This window comes from Sphingorhabdus sp., assembly GCF_044357595.1.
GTDB lineage: Bacteria > Pseudomonadota > Alphaproteobacteria > Sphingomonadales > Sphingomonadaceae > Sphingorhabdus_B.
Genome location: NZ_JBIKPH010000043.1, coordinates 1 through 16,527 on the forward strand (window position 1 = coordinate 1; position 16,527 = coordinate 16,527).

16 protein-coding genes are annotated in these 16,527 nt (G+C 55.9%); 7 read left to right on the forward strand and 9 right to left on the reverse strand.

Translation table 11 applies throughout. The annotated features are described in order from the left end of the window. Together nadB and ACIQ2T_RS06200 are read left to right on the forward strand one after the other, a co-directional pair. On the forward strand, nt 1–1,405 hold a 1,405-nt coding region (gene nadB, locus ACIQ2T_RS06195; protein WP_397590059.1), incomplete at its 5' end, for an L-aspartate oxidase. A 66-nt stretch (nt 1,406–1,471) separates the two neighbouring features. Beyond that, nucleotides 1,472–2,713, forward strand: a complete 1,242-nt coding sequence (locus tag ACIQ2T_RS06200; protein ID WP_397590060.1) for a dipeptidase — start codon at nt 1,472–1,474, stop codon at nt 2,711–2,713. Nucleotides 2,714–2,715: 2 nt separating this feature from the next. Here the strand turns inward: ACIQ2T_RS06200 and ACIQ2T_RS06205 are convergent, their stop codons facing one another. From ACIQ2T_RS06205 to hflK, 4 genes are all read right to left on the reverse strand, one after another. Continuing rightward, nucleotides 2,716–3,921: a M20 family metallopeptidase gene (locus ACIQ2T_RS06205; protein ID WP_397590061.1), complete on the reverse strand. Its 1,206-nt coding sequence runs from the start codon at nt 3,919–3,921 to the stop codon at nt 2,716–2,718. Between the two features lie 40 nt (nt 3,922–3,961). Then, a complete protein-coding gene (locus tag ACIQ2T_RS06210) occupies nt 3,962–5,449 on the reverse strand; it encodes a trypsin-like peptidase domain-containing protein (RefSeq protein ID WP_397590062.1) in 1,488 nt (495 codons plus the stop codon). A 104-nt stretch (nt 5,450–5,553) separates the two neighbouring features. Next, the gene (gene hflC, locus ACIQ2T_RS06215) at nt 5,554–6,399 is read right to left on the reverse strand and encodes a protease modulator HflC (protein WP_300033679.1); all 846 of its coding nucleotides are present in this window, start codon (nt 6,397–6,399) and stop codon (nt 5,554–5,556) included. After that, nucleotides 6,396–7,514, reverse strand: coding sequence for a protease modulator HflK (gene hflK, locus ACIQ2T_RS06220; protein ID WP_300033681.1), 1,119 nt, complete (start codon nt 7,512–7,514; stop codon nt 6,396–6,398). Before hflK ends, hflC begins: the two co-directional genes overlap by 4 nt. Nucleotides 7,515–7,585: 71 nt before the next feature. On the opposite strand from hflK, the gene ACIQ2T_RS06225 reads away from it, so the two are divergent. The 5 genes from ACIQ2T_RS06225 to ACIQ2T_RS06245 all read left to right on the forward strand — a co-directional run bounded on the left by ACIQ2T_RS06225 (nt 7,586) and on the right by ACIQ2T_RS06245 (nt 12,902). After that, a complete protein-coding gene (locus ACIQ2T_RS06225; protein ID WP_397590063.1) occupies nt 7,586–8,560 on the forward strand; it encodes an Mrp/NBP35 family ATP-binding protein in 975 nt (324 codons plus the stop codon). After that, nucleotides 8,557–10,833 (forward strand): molybdopterin cofactor-binding domain-containing protein, encoded by a 2,277-nt coding sequence (locus ACIQ2T_RS06230; RefSeq protein ID WP_397590064.1) that lies wholly within the window; start codon nt 8,557–8,559, stop codon nt 10,831–10,833. The genes ACIQ2T_RS06225 and ACIQ2T_RS06230 overlap by 4 nt, the downstream gene beginning before the upstream one ends. Continuing rightward, on the forward strand, nt 10,833–11,831 hold the full coding sequence (hemH, locus tag ACIQ2T_RS06235) for a ferrochelatase (RefSeq protein WP_397590072.1): 999 nt from the start codon (nt 10,833–10,835) through the stop codon (nt 11,829–11,831). The genes ACIQ2T_RS06230 and hemH overlap by 1 nt, the downstream gene beginning before the upstream one ends. Nucleotides 11,832–11,939: 108 nt before the next feature. After that, nucleotides 11,940–12,662, forward strand: a complete 723-nt coding sequence (gene phbB / locus ACIQ2T_RS06240; RefSeq protein ID WP_397590065.1) for an acetoacetyl-CoA reductase — start codon at nt 11,940–11,942, stop codon at nt 12,660–12,662. A 12-nt stretch (nt 12,663–12,674) separates the two neighbouring features. After that, nucleotides 12,675–12,902 carry a ribbon-helix-helix domain-containing protein gene (locus ACIQ2T_RS06245; protein WP_397590066.1) on the forward strand — a complete coding sequence of 76 codons (228 nt, stop codon included), beginning with the start codon at nt 12,675–12,677 and terminating at the stop codon, nt 12,900–12,902. 43 nt (nt 12,903–12,945) lie between these two features. Here ACIQ2T_RS06245 and ACIQ2T_RS06250 read toward each other — a convergent pair whose 3' ends face one another. The 5 genes from ACIQ2T_RS06250 to clpS all read right to left on the reverse strand — a co-directional run. Then, nucleotides 12,946–13,578 carry a LuxR C-terminal-related transcriptional regulator gene (locus tag ACIQ2T_RS06250; protein ID WP_397590067.1) on the reverse strand — a complete coding sequence of 211 codons (633 nt, stop codon included), beginning with the start codon at nt 13,576–13,578 and terminating at the stop codon, nt 12,946–12,948. A gap of 75 nt (nt 13,579–13,653) precedes the next feature. Further along, the gene (gene murA / locus ACIQ2T_RS06255; protein ID WP_397590068.1) at nt 13,654–14,934 is read right to left on the reverse strand and encodes a UDP-N-acetylglucosamine 1-carboxyvinyltransferase; all 1,281 of its coding nucleotides are present in this window, start codon (nt 14,932–14,934) and stop codon (nt 13,654–13,656) included. A gap of 36 nt (nt 14,935–14,970) precedes the next feature. After that, nucleotides 14,971–15,573 carry a 2-hydroxychromene-2-carboxylate isomerase gene (locus tag ACIQ2T_RS06260; protein WP_397590069.1) on the reverse strand — a complete coding sequence of 201 codons (603 nt, stop codon included), beginning with the start codon at nt 15,571–15,573 and terminating at the stop codon, nt 14,971–14,973. Beyond that, nucleotides 15,573–16,301 carry an SDR family NAD(P)-dependent oxidoreductase gene (locus ACIQ2T_RS06265; protein ID WP_397590070.1) on the reverse strand — a complete coding sequence of 243 codons (729 nt, stop codon included), beginning with the start codon at nt 16,299–16,301 and terminating at the stop codon, nt 15,573–15,575. Before ACIQ2T_RS06265 ends, ACIQ2T_RS06260 begins: the two co-directional genes overlap by 1 nt. Continuing rightward, nucleotides 16,298–16,527, reverse strand: a 230-nt coding sequence (clpS, locus tag ACIQ2T_RS06270) for an ATP-dependent Clp protease adapter ClpS (RefSeq protein WP_397590071.1), incomplete at its 5' end; no start/stop codon positions are given. The genes clpS and ACIQ2T_RS06265, both read right to left, overlap by 4 nt.

Here is a 16,527-nt window from a genome sequence, read left to right on the forward strand (position 1 = left end):
TGCCAACCATATCGAAGACACGATGGTTGCAGGGGCTGGGCTTAACAACCGCGCGACTGTCGAATTTGTGGTGGAAAATGCACCAGTTGCGATTGAGCGGTTGGCCAAGCTTGGCGTGCCGTTCAATCTTGAGGGCAATGACTGGCATCTAACGCGCGAGGGCGGGCATAGCCACCGGCGGATTGTCCATGTCGACGATGCCACTGGCTGGGCAGTGCAGCAAGCGCTTGAGGCCGCAGCTAGAGCACATCCAAATATCATCCTGGTGCCTGAAATGGTTGCGGTTGACCTCATTTCCGGAAGACATCAGGAACGCTTTTCAACCTCAGGTCGGATCCACGGGGTTTATGCGCTGAACCGCAAGACGGGTCAGGTGGAGACTTTTACCGCGCGCGCCACGATCCTTGCAAGCGGCGGCGCTGGCCGGGCATATCTATATTCCACGGCCCCGCGCGGCGCGACCGGAGATGGCATCGCCATGGCGTGGCGTGCAGGCTGCCGTGTGTCGAACATGGAATTCATGCAATTCCACCCGACTTGCCTCTACAATCTTGATGTCAAAAATTTCCTCATAACCGAAGCTGTGCGTGGTGAAGGCGGCATACTGAAGAACCCGAAAACCGGACATCGCTACATGCCTGATTATGACGAACGCGCCGAGCTTGCGCCGCGTGATATTGTGGCGCGCGCCAATGATGCCGAGATCAAGCGCGATGGTCTGGATTATGTCCACCTCGATATTAGCCACAAGCCACCCGAATTTGTAAAAACGCATTTCCCGAACATCTACGAAAAGCTGCTGGGGCTTGGCATCGACATCACGCGGGAGCCAATCCCGGTCGTGCCCGCGCAGCATTATACCTGCGGCGGCGTGCTTGTGGATATGGACGGCCGAACCGACGCGCCAGGCCTCTATGCCGCAGGCGAAGTCACGCAAAGCGGGTTGCACGGCGCTAACCGTCTGGCGTCGAACTCATTGCTGGAATGCTTCGTCTTTGGCGATGCCTGTGCCCGGCACATCGAAGCGCATTGGGACAGCCTGCCGCCACCGCCCCCTATACAGCATTGGGATGAAAGCCGCGTCACCGACAGCGACGAGGAGGTCGTCATCGCGCAATGCTGGCGGGAAATCCGGCAGTTTATGTGGAACTTTGTCGGCATCGTGCGCACGACGAAAAGGCTGGAACGTGCCCAGCACCGCATTGATTTACTGCGCAGTGAAGTGGCCGATTATTACAGCCATTTCCGGGTCACGCCCGACCTTATTGAGCTGCGCAACCTTGTCGAGGTGGCCGCTTTGATTATCCGTTCTGCCTTATCGCGGCATGAGAGCAGGGGGCTGCACTTCACGCTGGATTATCCCGGGACGGCGACCGCGGCGGTCGATACGATTTTGGTACCGTAAGCACAAAACACTTTCCTGCAGATAGCAACTTCAGGCAGAGTCGGTTCTGGATGATTGGATGATGTTATGACGTTTCAAAATAGCGTTTTGACTTTTACGATACGCAGTTGTTTGCAGGTTTCTTTCTTGGCACTTTGGGGTGCGATCGCCGCTCCTGCTGTTGCGGCAACGCCCGAGGAGACTGCGCGTCAGGTGTTGGCGAAGTCCCCCATCATTGACGGTCATAACGATACGCCGCACCAGATTGCGGAAGTGTTTGATCGCGATTTTTCCAAATTTGACCTGAACGCCTTGCCTGCCGATGTTTTGGCAAAAACGCATACGGACATCCGCGCCGCACGCGTCGGTTTTCTTGGCGGTCAATTCTGGTCGGTATATGTCGATGCGGCTTTGCCCAAGCATGAGGCGGTGACGCGTACCATTCAGCAAATTGACGTCGTGCGGCAGATGATAGCGCGTTATCCCGATAGCTTTGCCCATGCATCAACGGCGGCCGAGATTGAGGCCGCAATGAAAGCTGGCAAAATTGCTTCGCTTATCGGCATGGAAGGCGGCCATTCGATTGGCGGCTCACTGGGAATTCTGCGTCAAACTTACGTGCTCGGCGCGCGATACATGACCATCACGCACAGCCTGACCACAGATTGGGCGGACAGCGCTACCGATACGCCCAAGCATGACGGATTGGCGCCTTTTGGGTTTGAAGTGCTTGCCGAAATGAATCGGCTGGGGATGATTGTCGATATCAGCCATGTGTCCGAGGCCACGATGCAAGATGTTTTGGACAAGACCACAGCGCCGGTGCTCTTCACGCACAGCAACGCGCGCGCCATCACGCAGCACCCCCGCAACGTGCCTGATTCGGTGCTTAGCCGCCTTCCGCAAAATGGCGGTGTGGTGATGGTAACTTTCGTGCCCGGATTTACATCGGCCGAACGGCGGGAGTGGGAATATCAACGCTCGGCTGTCGCTGGCCGCGCCAAGACCGAATTTTCAGGCAATCCAGACGGCGAAAAGGCTGCTGTTGACGCCTGGATTTCTGCACACCCGCAACCCAAGGCAACACTTGCGCAAGTCGCTGATCATATTGACCATATCCGCAAGGTCGCTGGCATCGACCATATCGGCATTGGCGGTGATTTTGGCGGCGTAGATGAATTGCCGGTTGGCCTAGAGAATGTGGCCACCTATCCAGCATTGTTCGCCGATCTGGTTCGCCGGGGCTATTCAAGGGCCGATCTAGCCAAAATCGCGCAAGGTAATGTACTTCGCGTCATGCGTGGTGTCGAAAAGGCAGCAGGAAAATAATTTTATCCGGCAAAGCCTTCGGCCAGATAACGTTCTGCGATGGCGGCATGCAGCGCCGCTCCTTTGGCCATGACGCTGTCGTCCAACACCATTCGGTTGGAGTGTAGCCCGCAACAGGACCGCCAGTCGTCGCCTTCGTGGGACGCGCCCAAGAAGAACATAGCGCCGGGGACTTTTTCGAGGACATAAGCGAAGTCCTCCGCACCCATGATGGGCGTATCAAGGGTTATCCAGCTTTCGGTGCCGAACATATTTTCAACCACATTTTTGCCGAATTGGACGGCGCGGTTGTCGCAGACAGTGACGGGGAAGCCCTGTTCAATATGTACTTCCGCGCTACAGCCATGCGCAGCGGCGATTCCTGGGGCGAGGCGGTGCAGTTCTTCGGCCACCCGCGCGCGCGACTGCGGCGACAATGTACGGATCGTGCCAAGCAAATGCGCTGTTTCTGGAATGATATTGTTCGTCGTACCCGCCGAGATTTTGGCGATGGTGATCACTGCAGGATTGAACACTGAAATCTTGCGCGTCACCATTGTCTGGATTGCCGAAACGATTTCGCAGGCAACGGGGATGGGGTCGATGGCGTCATGCGGCATTGAAGCGTGGCCGCCCGCACCCTTGACCGTGATGGTTAGCACGTCGGATGAAGCCAATAACGGCCCGCTCCGGCCGCTGAACACACCGCGCGGCGCGTTGGGCATGATGTGCAAGGCAAATGCCGCGTCGGGGAGAGGATCAATCAGGCCATCGTCAAGCATGAAGCGCGCGCCATGATGGCCTTCTTCACCAGGTTGAAACATGAACTGGACGGTGCCTGCAAGTTGCTCGCGCTTGGCACATAGCATCTTGGCTGCACCCACCAGCATTGCGACATGGGTGTCATGCCCGCAGGCATGCATCGCGCCGTCGGTCAGCGAGCTATACTCTAGTCCTGTATCCTCGTGCAGCGGCAGCGCATCCATATCGCCGCGCAGCAACACGGTGCGGCCGTTGGCAGGGCCTTTGAGGGTCGCAATCAAACCTGTTGTCGATGGCCCTTCCCGAAACTCAAGCGGCAGGCCGGCAAGTGCAGCCTTAATTTTTGCGAGCGTCTTGGGGTTCTGCAGACCCAATTCGGGTTCTGCATGAATGGCCCGCCGCAGGTCGACAAGGTCGGGAAGAATGTGTTTGGCGTCATCGCGCCAGTCAGTGCTGATTAAGTCCATGACCTATCTAGCACCAGCCTGACGCGACCGACAACAGTCTTTAGTCCTCTAAGCGAACAGTCACATATTGCGTGGCCGCCCCGCGCCGTTTGACGCCAAGCAAAATCGCCCCGCGACCTGCGGCCTGCGCTTCCTTCACGGCGGTTGCGAGACCAGCGGCTGTGGTGACAGGTTTGTAATTGGTCGAGACGATTACATCGCCGCGACGCAAACCAACCTGCGCAGCTGTACCTGCGCCGGGAACGTCGACAACGATGCCTTTGACATCAGCGGTCATCCCAAGTGCCCGTGCTATTTCCGCGTCGAGCGGAATGACGCTAAGGCCAAGCTTGTCACGGATGACCTTGGAATCGGGCGTATCGGTTTGTTTGTCGAAGTCCTTGTTTTCTTCCGGATTGAAGTTGCTTTGGGCGAGCTTTTCTTCCGGAGGACGTGCGCCGATAGTTGCAGTCAGCTTCAACGGCTTGCCTTCCCGCAAGATATCGAGCGGAATTCGTGTGCCAGGTTTAATGTTAGCTACGATGTAAGACAGGGTGGCTTCGGGGGTCACTTCGCGGCTGTCGACGCGCAAGACGATGTCGCCTTCCTTAAGGCCAGCCTTATCAGCGCCCTCGCCAGCGACAACGCGTGCGACGAATTCACCGCGATTTTTTTCAAGGCCAAGCGCATCGGCAAGATCTTCGCTGACGGGGGTGATGCTGATACCGAGATAGCCGCGTTCGGGACGGACGCCCTTTTTCAACGATTCAATCACCGGAATGGCTTCATCAGCAGGAATGGCAAAGCCAACGCCGATATTGGCACCTACTGGTGAAATCAGGCGGTTGTTGATGCCGACAACTTCACCCTTTAGGTTGAACAAAGGCCCGCCGGAGTTACCCGGGTTAATCGCGGTGTCGGTTTGAATGAAGCGATCATACGCGCCGCCGGCGCCGATGTTGCGCTGAAGCGCAGAAATAATACCCGCAGTTACCGTGTTACCCAAACCAAGGGGGTTACCGATGGCGATGACCCAGTCACCAACGCGGCTTTTCTTGGAATCTGCCATTTTGACAAAGGGCAGATCTATCGCGCGAATTTTCAGCAAGGCAACATCCGAAGATGGGTCGCGGCCAACGATTTCGGCTTCATATTCTTTGCCATCGAACAAAGTGACCGTGACGCGATCAACGGCGTCACCAGCTGGGCCGCCGACGATGACGTGGTTGTTGGTGACGATATAACCGTCGTTCGAAATCAGAAAGCCTGATCCGCCACTGGCCTGTTCTTGCGTCACTGGCCGACGTTCGCCCGTTAGTGGGTTGAGGCTGGTGGCGACCTGCACCTTTTGGCGCGTGGCGATGTTCACAACGGCTGGCTGCAACTGCGCCGCGAGGTCTGCGAAGGTTGCCGGTGCCCCGCCGGGTGCAAGATTGGCTTGTTCTGAAACGGCAAGGCCGGTCTGTGCGGTGACAGGGTTGTCATTGACCAGAGCGACTGTGCCGCCCGCCATCAGGAGCGCGGTAGTAACTGCATAAGCGTAACGCATGGATATAATTCCCTTCGTCTATTCAATGGGCAAATGGCCCGAAAATCAGCCCTTCGATGGCGTGGCAAAGCTTAACGCCAATTGAATGGATGTCCTAATATCTACTAACGTCCGTTACGGAATTTCTCCAGATACGCATTTTGCGGTGACAATATAATGTTGCTTGAACCTTCGCCATTTTGGAACGTCTGACGATAGCTCTGCATTGCGCGATAGAAATCATAGAATCCTGGGTCCTTGCCATAGCTTATCGCGTAGATGCGTGCGGCCTCTGACTCGGCGTCAGCGCGGATGATCTGCGCTTCCTTCTGGCCCTCGGCGTCGATGGCGATGGCTTCCTGATTTCGGGCGCTGCGCATGCGATTGTAGGCTGACTGCAAAGTTGCTGCTGGCAAATCGGCACGTTTGATGCGGACATCAATAACCTCTGCGCCATATTTGCTGGCTTCGCGGTTCAGCGCGGTCTGGATATTTTCCATCACTTCACCGCGTTCGGCGCTCAACAATGCGACAAAGGTGCGCTTACCCAGCTCGTTGCGCAGCGACGATCCTAAAATTGTGCGCAACTGGTCCCGCAAACGATCTTCGGTACGAATTGTCCGATACATTTGCGCAGGCTTGGTAATACGAAAGCGCGCAAACGCATCCACCTGAAGTCGTAATTGGTCGGTAGACAGCACTTCTTGCTGCTCCATCTCAACGCTCAACACGCGCTTGTCGATGATCTGGATTTGTTCAACCAACGGGATGCGGAAGGTTAGCCCGGCGCGCGTTTCGCCAAATTGTTCACCCGTTTTGTAGGGGTTTACGATCCGATCAACCTTACCATAGCTGCTGATGATGGCCTGCTGCGTTTCGGGCACTACATTAATGGACATGCTCATAAGGATGAGCGCGGCGATTACGGATAATGCGAGGTACATTGGGTTTCGCAGGAATGTGCTAATCATTGCTTGTTCCCTGTCACGACTACGGGCTCGGTTTTTTGAGCCGCCTTTTTCTGGAATTCTGGAAGTGGGAGATAAGTATTCACACCGCCGGTCTCTACGATCGTTTTGTCGACCTTGCCCAGCACCTGTTCCATGGTTTCATAATATAGACGGCGCTTAGTGACCTCAGGCGCCTGTTTATATTGCACATAGATTTTGTCGAACTCAGCAGTTTCACCCAACGCAAGTTCCGTTACCCGGCTTGCATACGCGCGGGCATCGTTGAGATAACTTTCGCGTCGTTGCTGCGCAGCGTTCACTTCACGGAACGCGTCGGTTACTTCGGGTGGAGGATCCGACTGGCGTATGGAGATGCTCTGGATCAAAACGCCGGCCCGATATTCGTCAAGCACTTGCTGCATCCGGCGGCGCACTTCAAGCTCAATTGCACCCCGGCCAGGGCCGATAGCTTGCGTCAGGTCATAATTGGCCACCGAAGCACGCATAGCGCTCTCCGCGACCTCTTTTACGGTGCCGTCGGGATTGTCGAGTTGGAACAGATACAGCGATGGATTTTTGATCGACCACCGCACATCATACGCCATGTCGATGATACTCTGATCCTTCGATAGAACCAGATTTTCGCTGCTTGGCTTGGGCGACCCGATCGAAGTCGTCTGGATCTGTTTTGTGTCGATCTTTGTTATGTTTTCGAACGGTGCGGGTAGGGTAAACTGGATGCCCGGCTGAACTGTGCGCGCATATTTGCCCAGTTGCATGACAACACCCTCTTGCTCCGGACCAATTCGGTGGATGCTTGTCCACACAAGCCACAGCGCAAGAAAGGCGCCGATGATGAGGGGAAACCAGCTTTTACCGTTGGGACGTTTGGGTAAGCCGCCAAATCCAGCGCCTTTCCCGCGCAGCATTTCTTCGAGCGAAGGACCACGTCCGCGCGTGCGCGCGGCCGGGTCGGGTGTTGGATCCCATGGGTTGACGGGATCTTGTTTTGATTCACCGCCGCGTCCGCTTGGATCGCTAGTCGTTCCAATATCCGTAGGATCTGATGAATCCCACGGTCCTTTGCCATTTGTTGCCAAAATTACCGTTCCCTGATCGTCAATTTTCTTGCTCATAAAATATATATGGGAATGGTTTTTCAGAAAAACAGTGTCAATCCCGCAATTCTGAATCTATTCGGCAAGACATGACAGATTTCAACACTTTTTCTGATGCCATAATCGCCGTTGTGGGAAGTCGCGCAAGCGGCTTGAAGGTCGCTGACGATGCGGTTTCGTTGATGCTGGACGTCTCCGGCCTAAGTGAGGAACAGCGCGCTGAAATTGAAACCGAGGTCCGTGCGGCAGTCGAAAAAGTCGGCGCGCGGTCAGTGCGCATTATGTTGACCGCTGAACGCATCGTGCCGCGCCTCATCGCGGTCGCCAGCGGTAAGGGCGGGGTGGGCAAATCAACACTGTCAACAAACCTTGCCATCGCCATGGCGCGGACAGGGCGGTCGGTGGGGCTGGTTGACGCGGATATCTATGGTCCATCTCAGGCAAGGCTGATGGGTGTAGAGGGCGTTAAACCTGAGGCCGACGGTAAAATTATGATACCCGTCATGGGGGCCGGCGGCGTTCCTTTTCTTTCAATGGGGCAGTTGGTCAATCCAGGACAGGCTATTGCCTGGCGCGGCCCAATGGCGGGCACTGCGCTGTCCCAGCTTGTCGATGCAAAATGGGGCGCGGTGCGCGATATTATCGTTGATATGCCGCCTGGTACCGGTGACATTCAATTGTCTATGGTCCAAAAGCACAAGCCTGTGGGGGCAGTCATCATTTCTACGCCGCAAGACTTGGCGCTCATGGACGCAATGCGGGCAATCAGCTTTTTCGAATCGGCTAAAGTACCTATCATCGGTTTGGTCGAAAACATGGCCGGATATTTGTGCCCGCATTGCGGTGAAATGAGCGATCCTTTTGGTTCGGGTGGCGCGGAGGCAGCGGCTAAGGAATTGGGCATCCCCTTTTTGGGGCGCATCCCGCTCGACATCAATATACGGATAGAAAGCGACGCCGGAACACCGCCAGCGTTGGGTGAAGGACCAATCAGCGATGCCTATTCCGCGATCGCGCAGCGTGTCGCAACGTGGATTGATTCGCCGAAAGATACCGTTGCATGAAGGAAGCGCCTGCGCTTAAAGAAGGTTTAAGCCGCCGAAAGCTGATGGTTGGCGGTGGTGTGGGTGTTGGACTATTGGTGGCATGGGGATTTTGGCCCCGCCGTTATGCGCCAAATTTACGCGCAGCAGATGGTGAGCATCTGTTCGGCCCGTGGCTTAAAATCGCAGAAGACGGCAAGGTTGTTGTCGCCATTCCGCAAAGCGAGTCCGGCCAAGGCGTTTATACGGCGCTGGCGCAAATTGTAGCAGGTGAATTGGGTGCCGATTGGCGTTCAGTTGCAGTGCAACCTGTTCCGCCAAGCCCGATTTTTGCCAATACTTTGCTAGCGCGCGAATGGTCGTCGGCATTCTTGCCCGAAAATATCTGCGTCGATGGCAATAGCGGCGTCCTTGAAAGCAGCATTAACGAATTGGCCCGCCGCGACATGTTTGTGGTAACTGGCGGATCGTCATCCATCCGGCAGTTCGAGATGCCATGCCGCGAAGCTGGCGCTGCTGCGCGGGCTTTATTGTGTCAGGCAGCCGCTGCGCGCTGGGACATCGCGTGGGAACAGTGCCGGACAGAACGGGGCTTTGTAATAGCTGGAAAGCGGCGCACGTCTTTTGCCGATTTGGCGGTTGAAGCATCGGCGCTTGAGGTGCCGTCGCCGATCCCGCTGAACCCATCGGCACGCAACCATCTTTCCGGGCGCGACGCGCCCCGCCTTGATTTGTCGGCTAAGGTTGATGGCAGTGCAAGTTTCGCAGGGGATGTCCGCTTACCAGACATGCTATTTGCTTCGGTGCGGGCAGGGCCAGCGGGGGACACCAGCCTGATATCAGCGGATACGAAGGCTGGAATGAAGACACGCGGCGTGATACAACTCGTCAAAACCGACAAGTGGATCGCGGCAGTGGCAAGCAATTGGTGGGCGGCTAATAACGCACTTGATACCATGAAGCCGGTGTTCAGAACAAAGGGCCGAATGGCGGACAGCGCGCAGATTGCGGAGTCCCTTTCCAACGCAATTGCCAAGGGGCCTGGCTTTCGCGCCATCAAAACGGGCGACGTAGATGCGGCAATTGCGCCCGAAACCGCGCCGCGCATTTTCAAGGCAGACTATTCGGCTGGCGCAGCTGTTCACGCCCCTATTGAGACGCGGACGGCGACAGCAAATTTCCACGATGGGCGCTTGCAATTGTGGCTCGCAACGCAGGCGCCGCAAGGGGCAAAGCGCGCAGCAGCAGATGCCATTGGCATAGATGTTGATGATGTTGTGCTATATCCCGTCATGGCCGGAGGCAGTTTCGATCGCAATTTCGACAATGTCGTCGCGGCGCAGGTTGCGGTTATTGCCAAAGAAGTCGGCCGACCCGTGCAATTAACGTGGTCTCGCACAGAAGATTTCATGCGCGATCATGTTCGCAGCCCAGCACTTGGCAGACTTTCAGCGGCCATGAACGCCGATGGCGCGATTACTGGCCTTGCAATAAGGGTGGCGGCGGCATCGACTATGCGTGAGCTTGCCAACCGGATCGATGGCCAAGCGCCGGATAAAGCTCGAAAGTCGGCATCGGGCGCATTTGATGTTATGGCGGTTGAAGGGGCGCAGGTCCCTTACGCCATCCCAAATATCGCCATTGACCATTTCCCTGTCGCAATGCCTATGCCGACGGGCCCATGGCGCGGTTTGGCAAACAGCTATAATTGCTTTTTCGTCGAAGGGTTTATCGACGAACTTGCACACAAAGCAGGCGTTGAGCCGCTGTCATTCCGTATGCAGATGCTGGTTGGACAGACCCGTCTGGCGCGTTGCCTAACGGGTGTTGCAAAGATGGCTGGCTGGGATGGCGGCGGGTCGGGCAGCGGGCGTGGTATTGCATGCCACAGCATGCGGGGTAGCCATATTGCCATCATTGTGACCGCGCGCACCGGCGCGACCGGCGTGCGCGTTGAGCGCATTCATGCCATGGCCGATTGCGGCCGGTTAATTAACCCCGATCTGGCACGCCAGCAGATTGAAGGCGGCATCATCTTTGGATTGGCGCAGGCATTGGGGGCGGTTACGGACTTTGAAAGTGGCATGCCAACGGCGCGCCGACTGCGCGACATTGATTTACCCAAATTAGTCGACGTACCAGACATTACGGTCGAATTTGTCCGCAACGACGCGGCGCCGGGCGGGGTGACTGAACTTGGTGTACCTGCCGTGGCCCCAGCCATTGCCAACGCCCTTTTTTCTGCATCCGGTATAAGGCTGCGCGAATTACCTCTATTGTCCAAAGGACTATGATGACCTTACCTATTGATCACCCACCCGTTGCGACGCCAAAGATTGGCGTTCTCCTTGTTAATTTAGGAACGCCGGACGCGCCGACAACGTCGGCTGTGAAGCGTTACCTAAAGCAGTTTCTATCTGACCGCCGCGTTGTCGAAATTCCTGCGCTTATCTGGCAACCGATCTTGCGCGGCATTATCTTGAACACGCGCCCGCAGAAATCTGCCGAAGCATATGCGAAGGTGTGGACGGATAAAGGATCGCCTCTTGCGTTTTTCACCGCTGGACAGGCCGAGGCACTTCAGGCGCGGATGGGCGACAGCGCCGACGTCCGTTATGCAATGCGTTATGGTAATCCGTCGGTCGCTGATCAGCTTGCGGCGATGAAGACGGCTGGGTGTAACCACATATTGATTGCGCCCATGTATCCGCAATATTCGGGCGCGACGACTGGAACCGTATTGGATGAGGCTTACGCCGCCCTGACGGCCATGCGCTGGCACCCTGCCATACGCACGCTTCCGGCCTATCATGATGATGCAGGTTATATTGGCGCGCTCAAAACTTCGATTGAAGCATCATTGGCGGCACTTGATTTTGAACCCGAAGCCATTGTCATCAGTTTCCACGGGATGCCCGAACGGACATTGCAGCTGGGCGATCCTTATCACTGCCACTGCCAAAAAACGGCGCGTTTGTTGTCCGAGGCCATGGACCGTGATCTGGTGATCAGTTTTCAGTCACGTTTTGGTCGGGCCAAATGGCTTGAGCCGGCGACTGACCATACGCTGATGCGTCTGGCACGCGAAGGTACCAAGAAAGTGGCCATTTTTGCGCCTGGGTTTTCCGTGGACTGCCTTGAGACGCTCGAAGAGTTGGCCATGCAAGGACATGAGCAGTTCGAGGAAGCTGGCGGAACCCATTACGCCTATTTGCCGTGCCTAAACGACATCCCCGTGGGTATGGACATGGTCGAGACGATTGTGCGCCGCGAACTCGGTGGCTGGATTTGACGCACCGCCCAGGCGGTTGGTAAATTGTCTGGGCTAACGTTCACGGCAACTTGCGCTTGCCCTTCGCCGCATTAATTATCTCAGCAGTTGTTTGGTAAGGGAGCATGTATGAATCGAGTTGCAGTGGTTACCGGGGGAACCAGAGGTATTGGAGAGGCGATTAGCCTCAAGCTGCAAGAAAAAGGCAGGCACGTCATCGCCAATTACGGCGGCAATGATGCCGCAGCAAAGGCGTTTTCGGAGCGTACAGGAATTGCGGTGCAAAAATGGGACGTGGGTGACCATAAAAGCTGCATTGATGCCTGTGCGGCGATTGAGGCCCAATATGGCCAGATCGACATCATGGTGAATAACGCCGGTATCACGCGCGACGCCACCATGATTAAGATGACCTTTGAGCAATGGGACGAGGTTATCCGCGTTGACCTTACCGGCTGCTTCAACATGGCAAAGGCGGTGTTTGCCGGCATGCGCGAACGCAAATGGGGACGCATCGTCAACATCGGCTCCGTAAACGGCCAAGGGGGCCAAATCGGCCAAGTGAACTATGCCGCCGCCAAATCCGGCATTCACGGGTTCACAAAATCACTTGCGGCAGAAGGCGCGCGTTACGGCGTAACCGCAAACGCCATCGCGCCAGGATATATTGGCACCGAAATGCTTTCGACGATCCCTGAAAATGTGATGGAAAAAATTATCGCGCAGATACCTGTTGGGCGTCTTGGGCAGCCCGAAGAAATTGCGCGCGGTGTTGAGTTTTTGACCAGTGACAATGCAGGGTTCATCACCGGATCGACTTTGTCGATCAACGGTGGCCAGCACATGTATTGAGGGTTATTCGGTTTGAACGACATATACCACCCACCGGTCAAGCGCAGCATGACGGTTGCGGGGCATCAGACGTCAATTAGCCTTGAGCCATTATTCTGGAATAGGCTGCGCGCTGCGGCGGAAGCAGAGGGCTTGCCGGTAAACGCGGTTGTGGTCCAGATCGATGTTGCGCGTCTGGAATCGGAAACGCCATGTGGTCTGGCTAGTGCAATAAGATTGTGGCTTATGACGCGCACATAAAACTAACCCATGTGCCCTGTGATCCAGAACATGTGATGTGGAATTAAAGCCCTGCTTCTACAGCAATTCTGACGGCATCAGCGGCGTTTGAAGTCGCAAGCTTCTTAAACATAAGCATACGGTGCATCTGAACTGTTTTTTCACTTAGCGATAGACGATACGCAATTTGTTTCGTGCGGAAGCCGCGGGCCATTTGCTGCAATATCTCGCGTTGACGTGGGGATAGGCGGCCCACAATTTGTGCAGCCTGTTGTTGCCGCACCAGGGCGATACTTTCTTCCTCGGGCAAAACCTCAATCTGCGAGCCTACGAAAAGCTGCAGATTGCCCAGATCGTCGAACAAGGGCGCGATCATCACAGCGTTGCGAAATGGTGACCCGTCTTTCCGATAGTTGATAAGCTCGGCCAAAGCAGGACGCTGCCCATATACGGAGGAACGCAGTTTTTCGGTCTGGCCATTTTCGGTGTCCGGTCCCCGCAAGAAACGGCAATTCCGACCAATCACTTCGGCTTCAGAATATCCAGTCAGTGTGCAAAACGCGGCGTTGACTGCGATAATCGGATTGTCAGATTTAGTCGGGTCGCTGACGACCGTCGCAATCGGACTAAGCTTAATCGCATCCAGAACCGGATGCCGGCTGGCTGAAACGGGGGAGGAGGGTGTGTCTAAATTCACTAGGCAGAGGATGCCGCAAAAATGTCCTTCTGGCAACCGTTGCTTCGTTACCAGGTCACAATGTAACCCAGTGTTTCATTCTGTGCCGACGCGTTCGATATCCGCGCCCACCAGCTGAAGCTTTTCTTCAAGGCGTTCGTAACCGCGATCGAGATGATAAAGGCGGCTAACATGGGTTTCGCCCTCTGCTACCAAGCCCGCAATGACTAAACTCATCGACGCGCGAAGGTCGGTTGCCATCACTGGTGCGCCCGTGAGTTTCTTAACGCCATGGACGATAGCCGTGCGGCCCTTGGTTTCGATATGTGCGCCCATCCGGTTCAATTCGGGGACATGCATATAGCGGTTTTCAAATATGGTCTCCGTCAGCACGCTGGCGCCGTCTGCCATGCAGAGCATCGCCATGAACTGCGCCTGCATGTCGGTGGCAAAGCCGGGATAGGGCGCAGTTGAAATCGTAAGCGGCTTCAATTTGCCGTCCGACTTCACGCGTATTCCAGTCTCTGTATCTTCCACGGTAACACCCGCCTGACGCAAGGCATCAAGCGTCGCGTCCATCTCACTGGCCTTTGCACCGACGAGCTCAACATCTCCGCCGGCCATGGCAGCAGCGCAGGCGTAGCTGCCTGCTTCGATCCGGTCGCTCATGACGCGGTAGGTCGCACCATGCAAGCGGTCCTTACCCTGAATGATGAGATCGGATGTGCCGATGCCTTCAATCTGCGCACCCATGGCGACAAGCATATTGCATAGGTCCACAATTTCAGGCTCGCGCGCCGCGTTGTGTAAAACGCATGTGCCCTTGGCGAGGCTGGCAGCCATCAACGCATTTTCGGTTGCGCCCACAGATACGACGGGGAAGGTATATGTACCGCCCGGAATGCCCTTTTTGGCGATAGCTTTGACATAGCCTGCGGCTACTTCAATCTCGACGCCAAAGGCCTCTAGCACCTTCAGGTGGAGGTCGATCGGGCGGTTGCCAATCGCGCATCCGCCGGGCAGCGAAACTGTCGCCTCACCTGCCCGCGCCAGCATTGGTCCAAGCACCAAGATTGATGCGCGCATTTTGCGGACGAGGTCATAAGGCGCGACGTTGCTGGTAATCCGCGTCGCTTCAAGGGTCATGACGCGGCCAAAATCTTCGGGGCGGGATCCTGCCACAGTGGTCGATATGCCGAACTGGTTCATCAGATGCTGGAAGCCGTCGATGTCGGCCAGACGCGGTAAATTGCGCAGCGTCAACGGTTCATCGGTCAGCAGCGCGCACGGGATCAGCGTCAATGCGCTGTTCTTTGCACCGGAAATCGGAATTTTGCCTTTAAGTGCGTTGCCGCCACGTACGATTATTTTGTCCATCGCAGCGTATTTAGCGGGATTCGGTTGCGGCGCAACTTAGGATTTGGTGAGCGCAGCCTCAACCTGCCCAAGCCGTTCCTTACCCCAGAACATCTCTTCGCCCACAAAGAAGGTCGGCACGCCAAATGCGCCGCGTTTTGCAGCAGCTTCGGTGTTCGCCATCAGCTCGGCTTTCACATCGGGATCATCGGCCAAAGCAAGCAAGGCTGCACTGTCGAGGCCAGCGCTGTCGAGGACTTGGCGAACAATTTCTGCTTCGCCCATGTTCTTGCTGTCTTCCCACATCGCCGCCATGACCGTGTCGACATAAAGCGCAAAGCAGGCAAGCTGCTGGGCAGCAACTGCGCCGCGCATCAGATATAGGGAGTTTATCGGAAAACGCGGGTTCATCTTGAACGGCAACGCATGCGCCTTCACGAAGCGGTCAAACTCGAGCATTTCGTAATTCCGCTTAGCCGGCGTTTCGGCATAACGCATCATGGGCGCTTGGTTGTTCGTCAGTTTGAACAGGCCACCGAGCAGAATGGGGACATACACGAGCTCTGCGCCGGTGCGCGCACAGATCTCGGGCAAGCTCTTGTGCGCCAGATAGCTATTTGGTCCGCCAAAATCGAAAAGAAACTCCAAATTTTTTGCCATCAGAAACTCTCCGACCAAGGACGCAAGTCCATCTCATGTGTCCAGGCGGTGCGGTGTTGTTTGTGTAAGGCGACATATTGCAGTGCGATGGCATCGGGCGACAATATACCGTCAGCGGCTTTGGCCGCTTCAAAATCGGTTCGGATACCCCTGATAAAGGCCGTATCTATTCCGCCGTCGATAATAACATGCGCGACATGGATATTCTGTGGTCCAAGTTCACGCGCCATCGACTGCGCGAGCATGCGCAATGCACCTTTCGCGCCAGAAAAAGCTGAAAACCCTTTGCCGCCGCGAATGCTTGCAGTTGCGCCAGTAAAAATGATGGTGCCCGATTGCCGCTCGACCATCCGCCGTGCAGCCTCACGCGCCATAAGGAAACCAGCGAACGCCGCCATCTCCCAAACTTTGCGGTACACTTGCGCGGTCATATCAAGCACTGAGAAATTGACGTTCGCGCCGATGTTAAAGACCGCGACTTCTATCGGCCCGACGTCGCGTTCAATCGCGTCGACCATCGCGACCACTTCGTCTTCGATGCGAGCATCGGCAGGGTAAGCGTGCGCTTTGTAACCCTCATCGCGGATCGATTGCGCGAGAGCTTCAAGTTGATCGGCATTGCGCGCACGGCGGTTGACGCAAGCGACATAGCCTTCGCGCGCAAAGGCCTTGGCGATTGCGCCGCCTGTCGCGTCACCTGCGCCGACGATAAGGGCCGCCTTACTCAATCTTTTTCAAGTGTGCATTGCAGTGGGTGCTGGTTCTTCAGGGCAAAGTCCATCACCTGCGTTACCTTTGTTTCAGCCACTTCATAAGTAAAAATGCCGCAAACGCCGACGCCCTTTTGGTGTACATGGATCATAACCCGCGTTGCTTGATCAGTGTCCATCTGAAAAAACGCCTTGAGGACATGTACGACAAATTCCATCGGCGTGTAATCGTCGTTCAGCAGCA

Excerpts from the sequence above, each read along its gene's own strand:
- murA (WP_397590068.1), bottom strand. The coding sequence starts at position 14,934 with ATGGACAAAATAATCGTACGTGGCGGCAACGCACTTAAAGGCAAAATT.
- phbB (WP_397590065.1), top strand. The coding sequence starts at position 11,940 with ATGAATCGAGTTGCAGTGGTTACCGGGGGAACCAGAGGTATTGGAGAG.
- ACIQ2T_RS06210 (WP_397590062.1), bottom strand. The coding sequence starts at position 5,449 with ATGCGTTACGCTTATGCAGTTACTACCGCGCTCCTGATGGCGGGCGGC.
- ACIQ2T_RS06225 (WP_397590063.1), top strand. The coding sequence starts at position 7,586 with ATGACAGATTTCAACACTTTTTCTGATGCCATAATCGCCGTTGTGGGA.
- hflK (WP_300033681.1), bottom strand. The coding sequence starts at position 7,514 with ATGAGCAAGAAAATTGACGATCAGGGAACGGTAATTTTGGCAACAAAT.
- ACIQ2T_RS06230 (WP_397590064.1), top strand. The coding sequence starts at position 8,557 with ATGAAGGAAGCGCCTGCGCTTAAAGAAGGTTTAAGCCGCCGAAAGCTG.
- ACIQ2T_RS06205 (WP_397590061.1), bottom strand. The coding sequence starts at position 3,921 with ATGGACTTAATCAGCACTGACTGGCGCGATGACGCCAAACACATTCTT.
- hflC (WP_300033679.1), bottom strand. The coding sequence starts at position 6,399 with ATGATTAGCACATTCCTGCGAAACCCAATGTACCTCGCATTATCCGTA.
- ACIQ2T_RS06260 (WP_397590069.1), bottom strand. The coding sequence starts at position 15,573 with ATGGCAAAAAATTTGGAGTTTCTTTTCGATTTTGGCGGACCAAATAGC.
- hemH (WP_397590072.1), top strand. The coding sequence starts at position 10,833 with ATGACCTTACCTATTGATCACCCACCCGTTGCGACGCCAAAGATTGGC.
- ACIQ2T_RS06200 (WP_397590060.1), top strand. The coding sequence starts at position 1,472 with ATGACGTTTCAAAATAGCGTTTTGACTTTTACGATACGCAGTTGTTTG.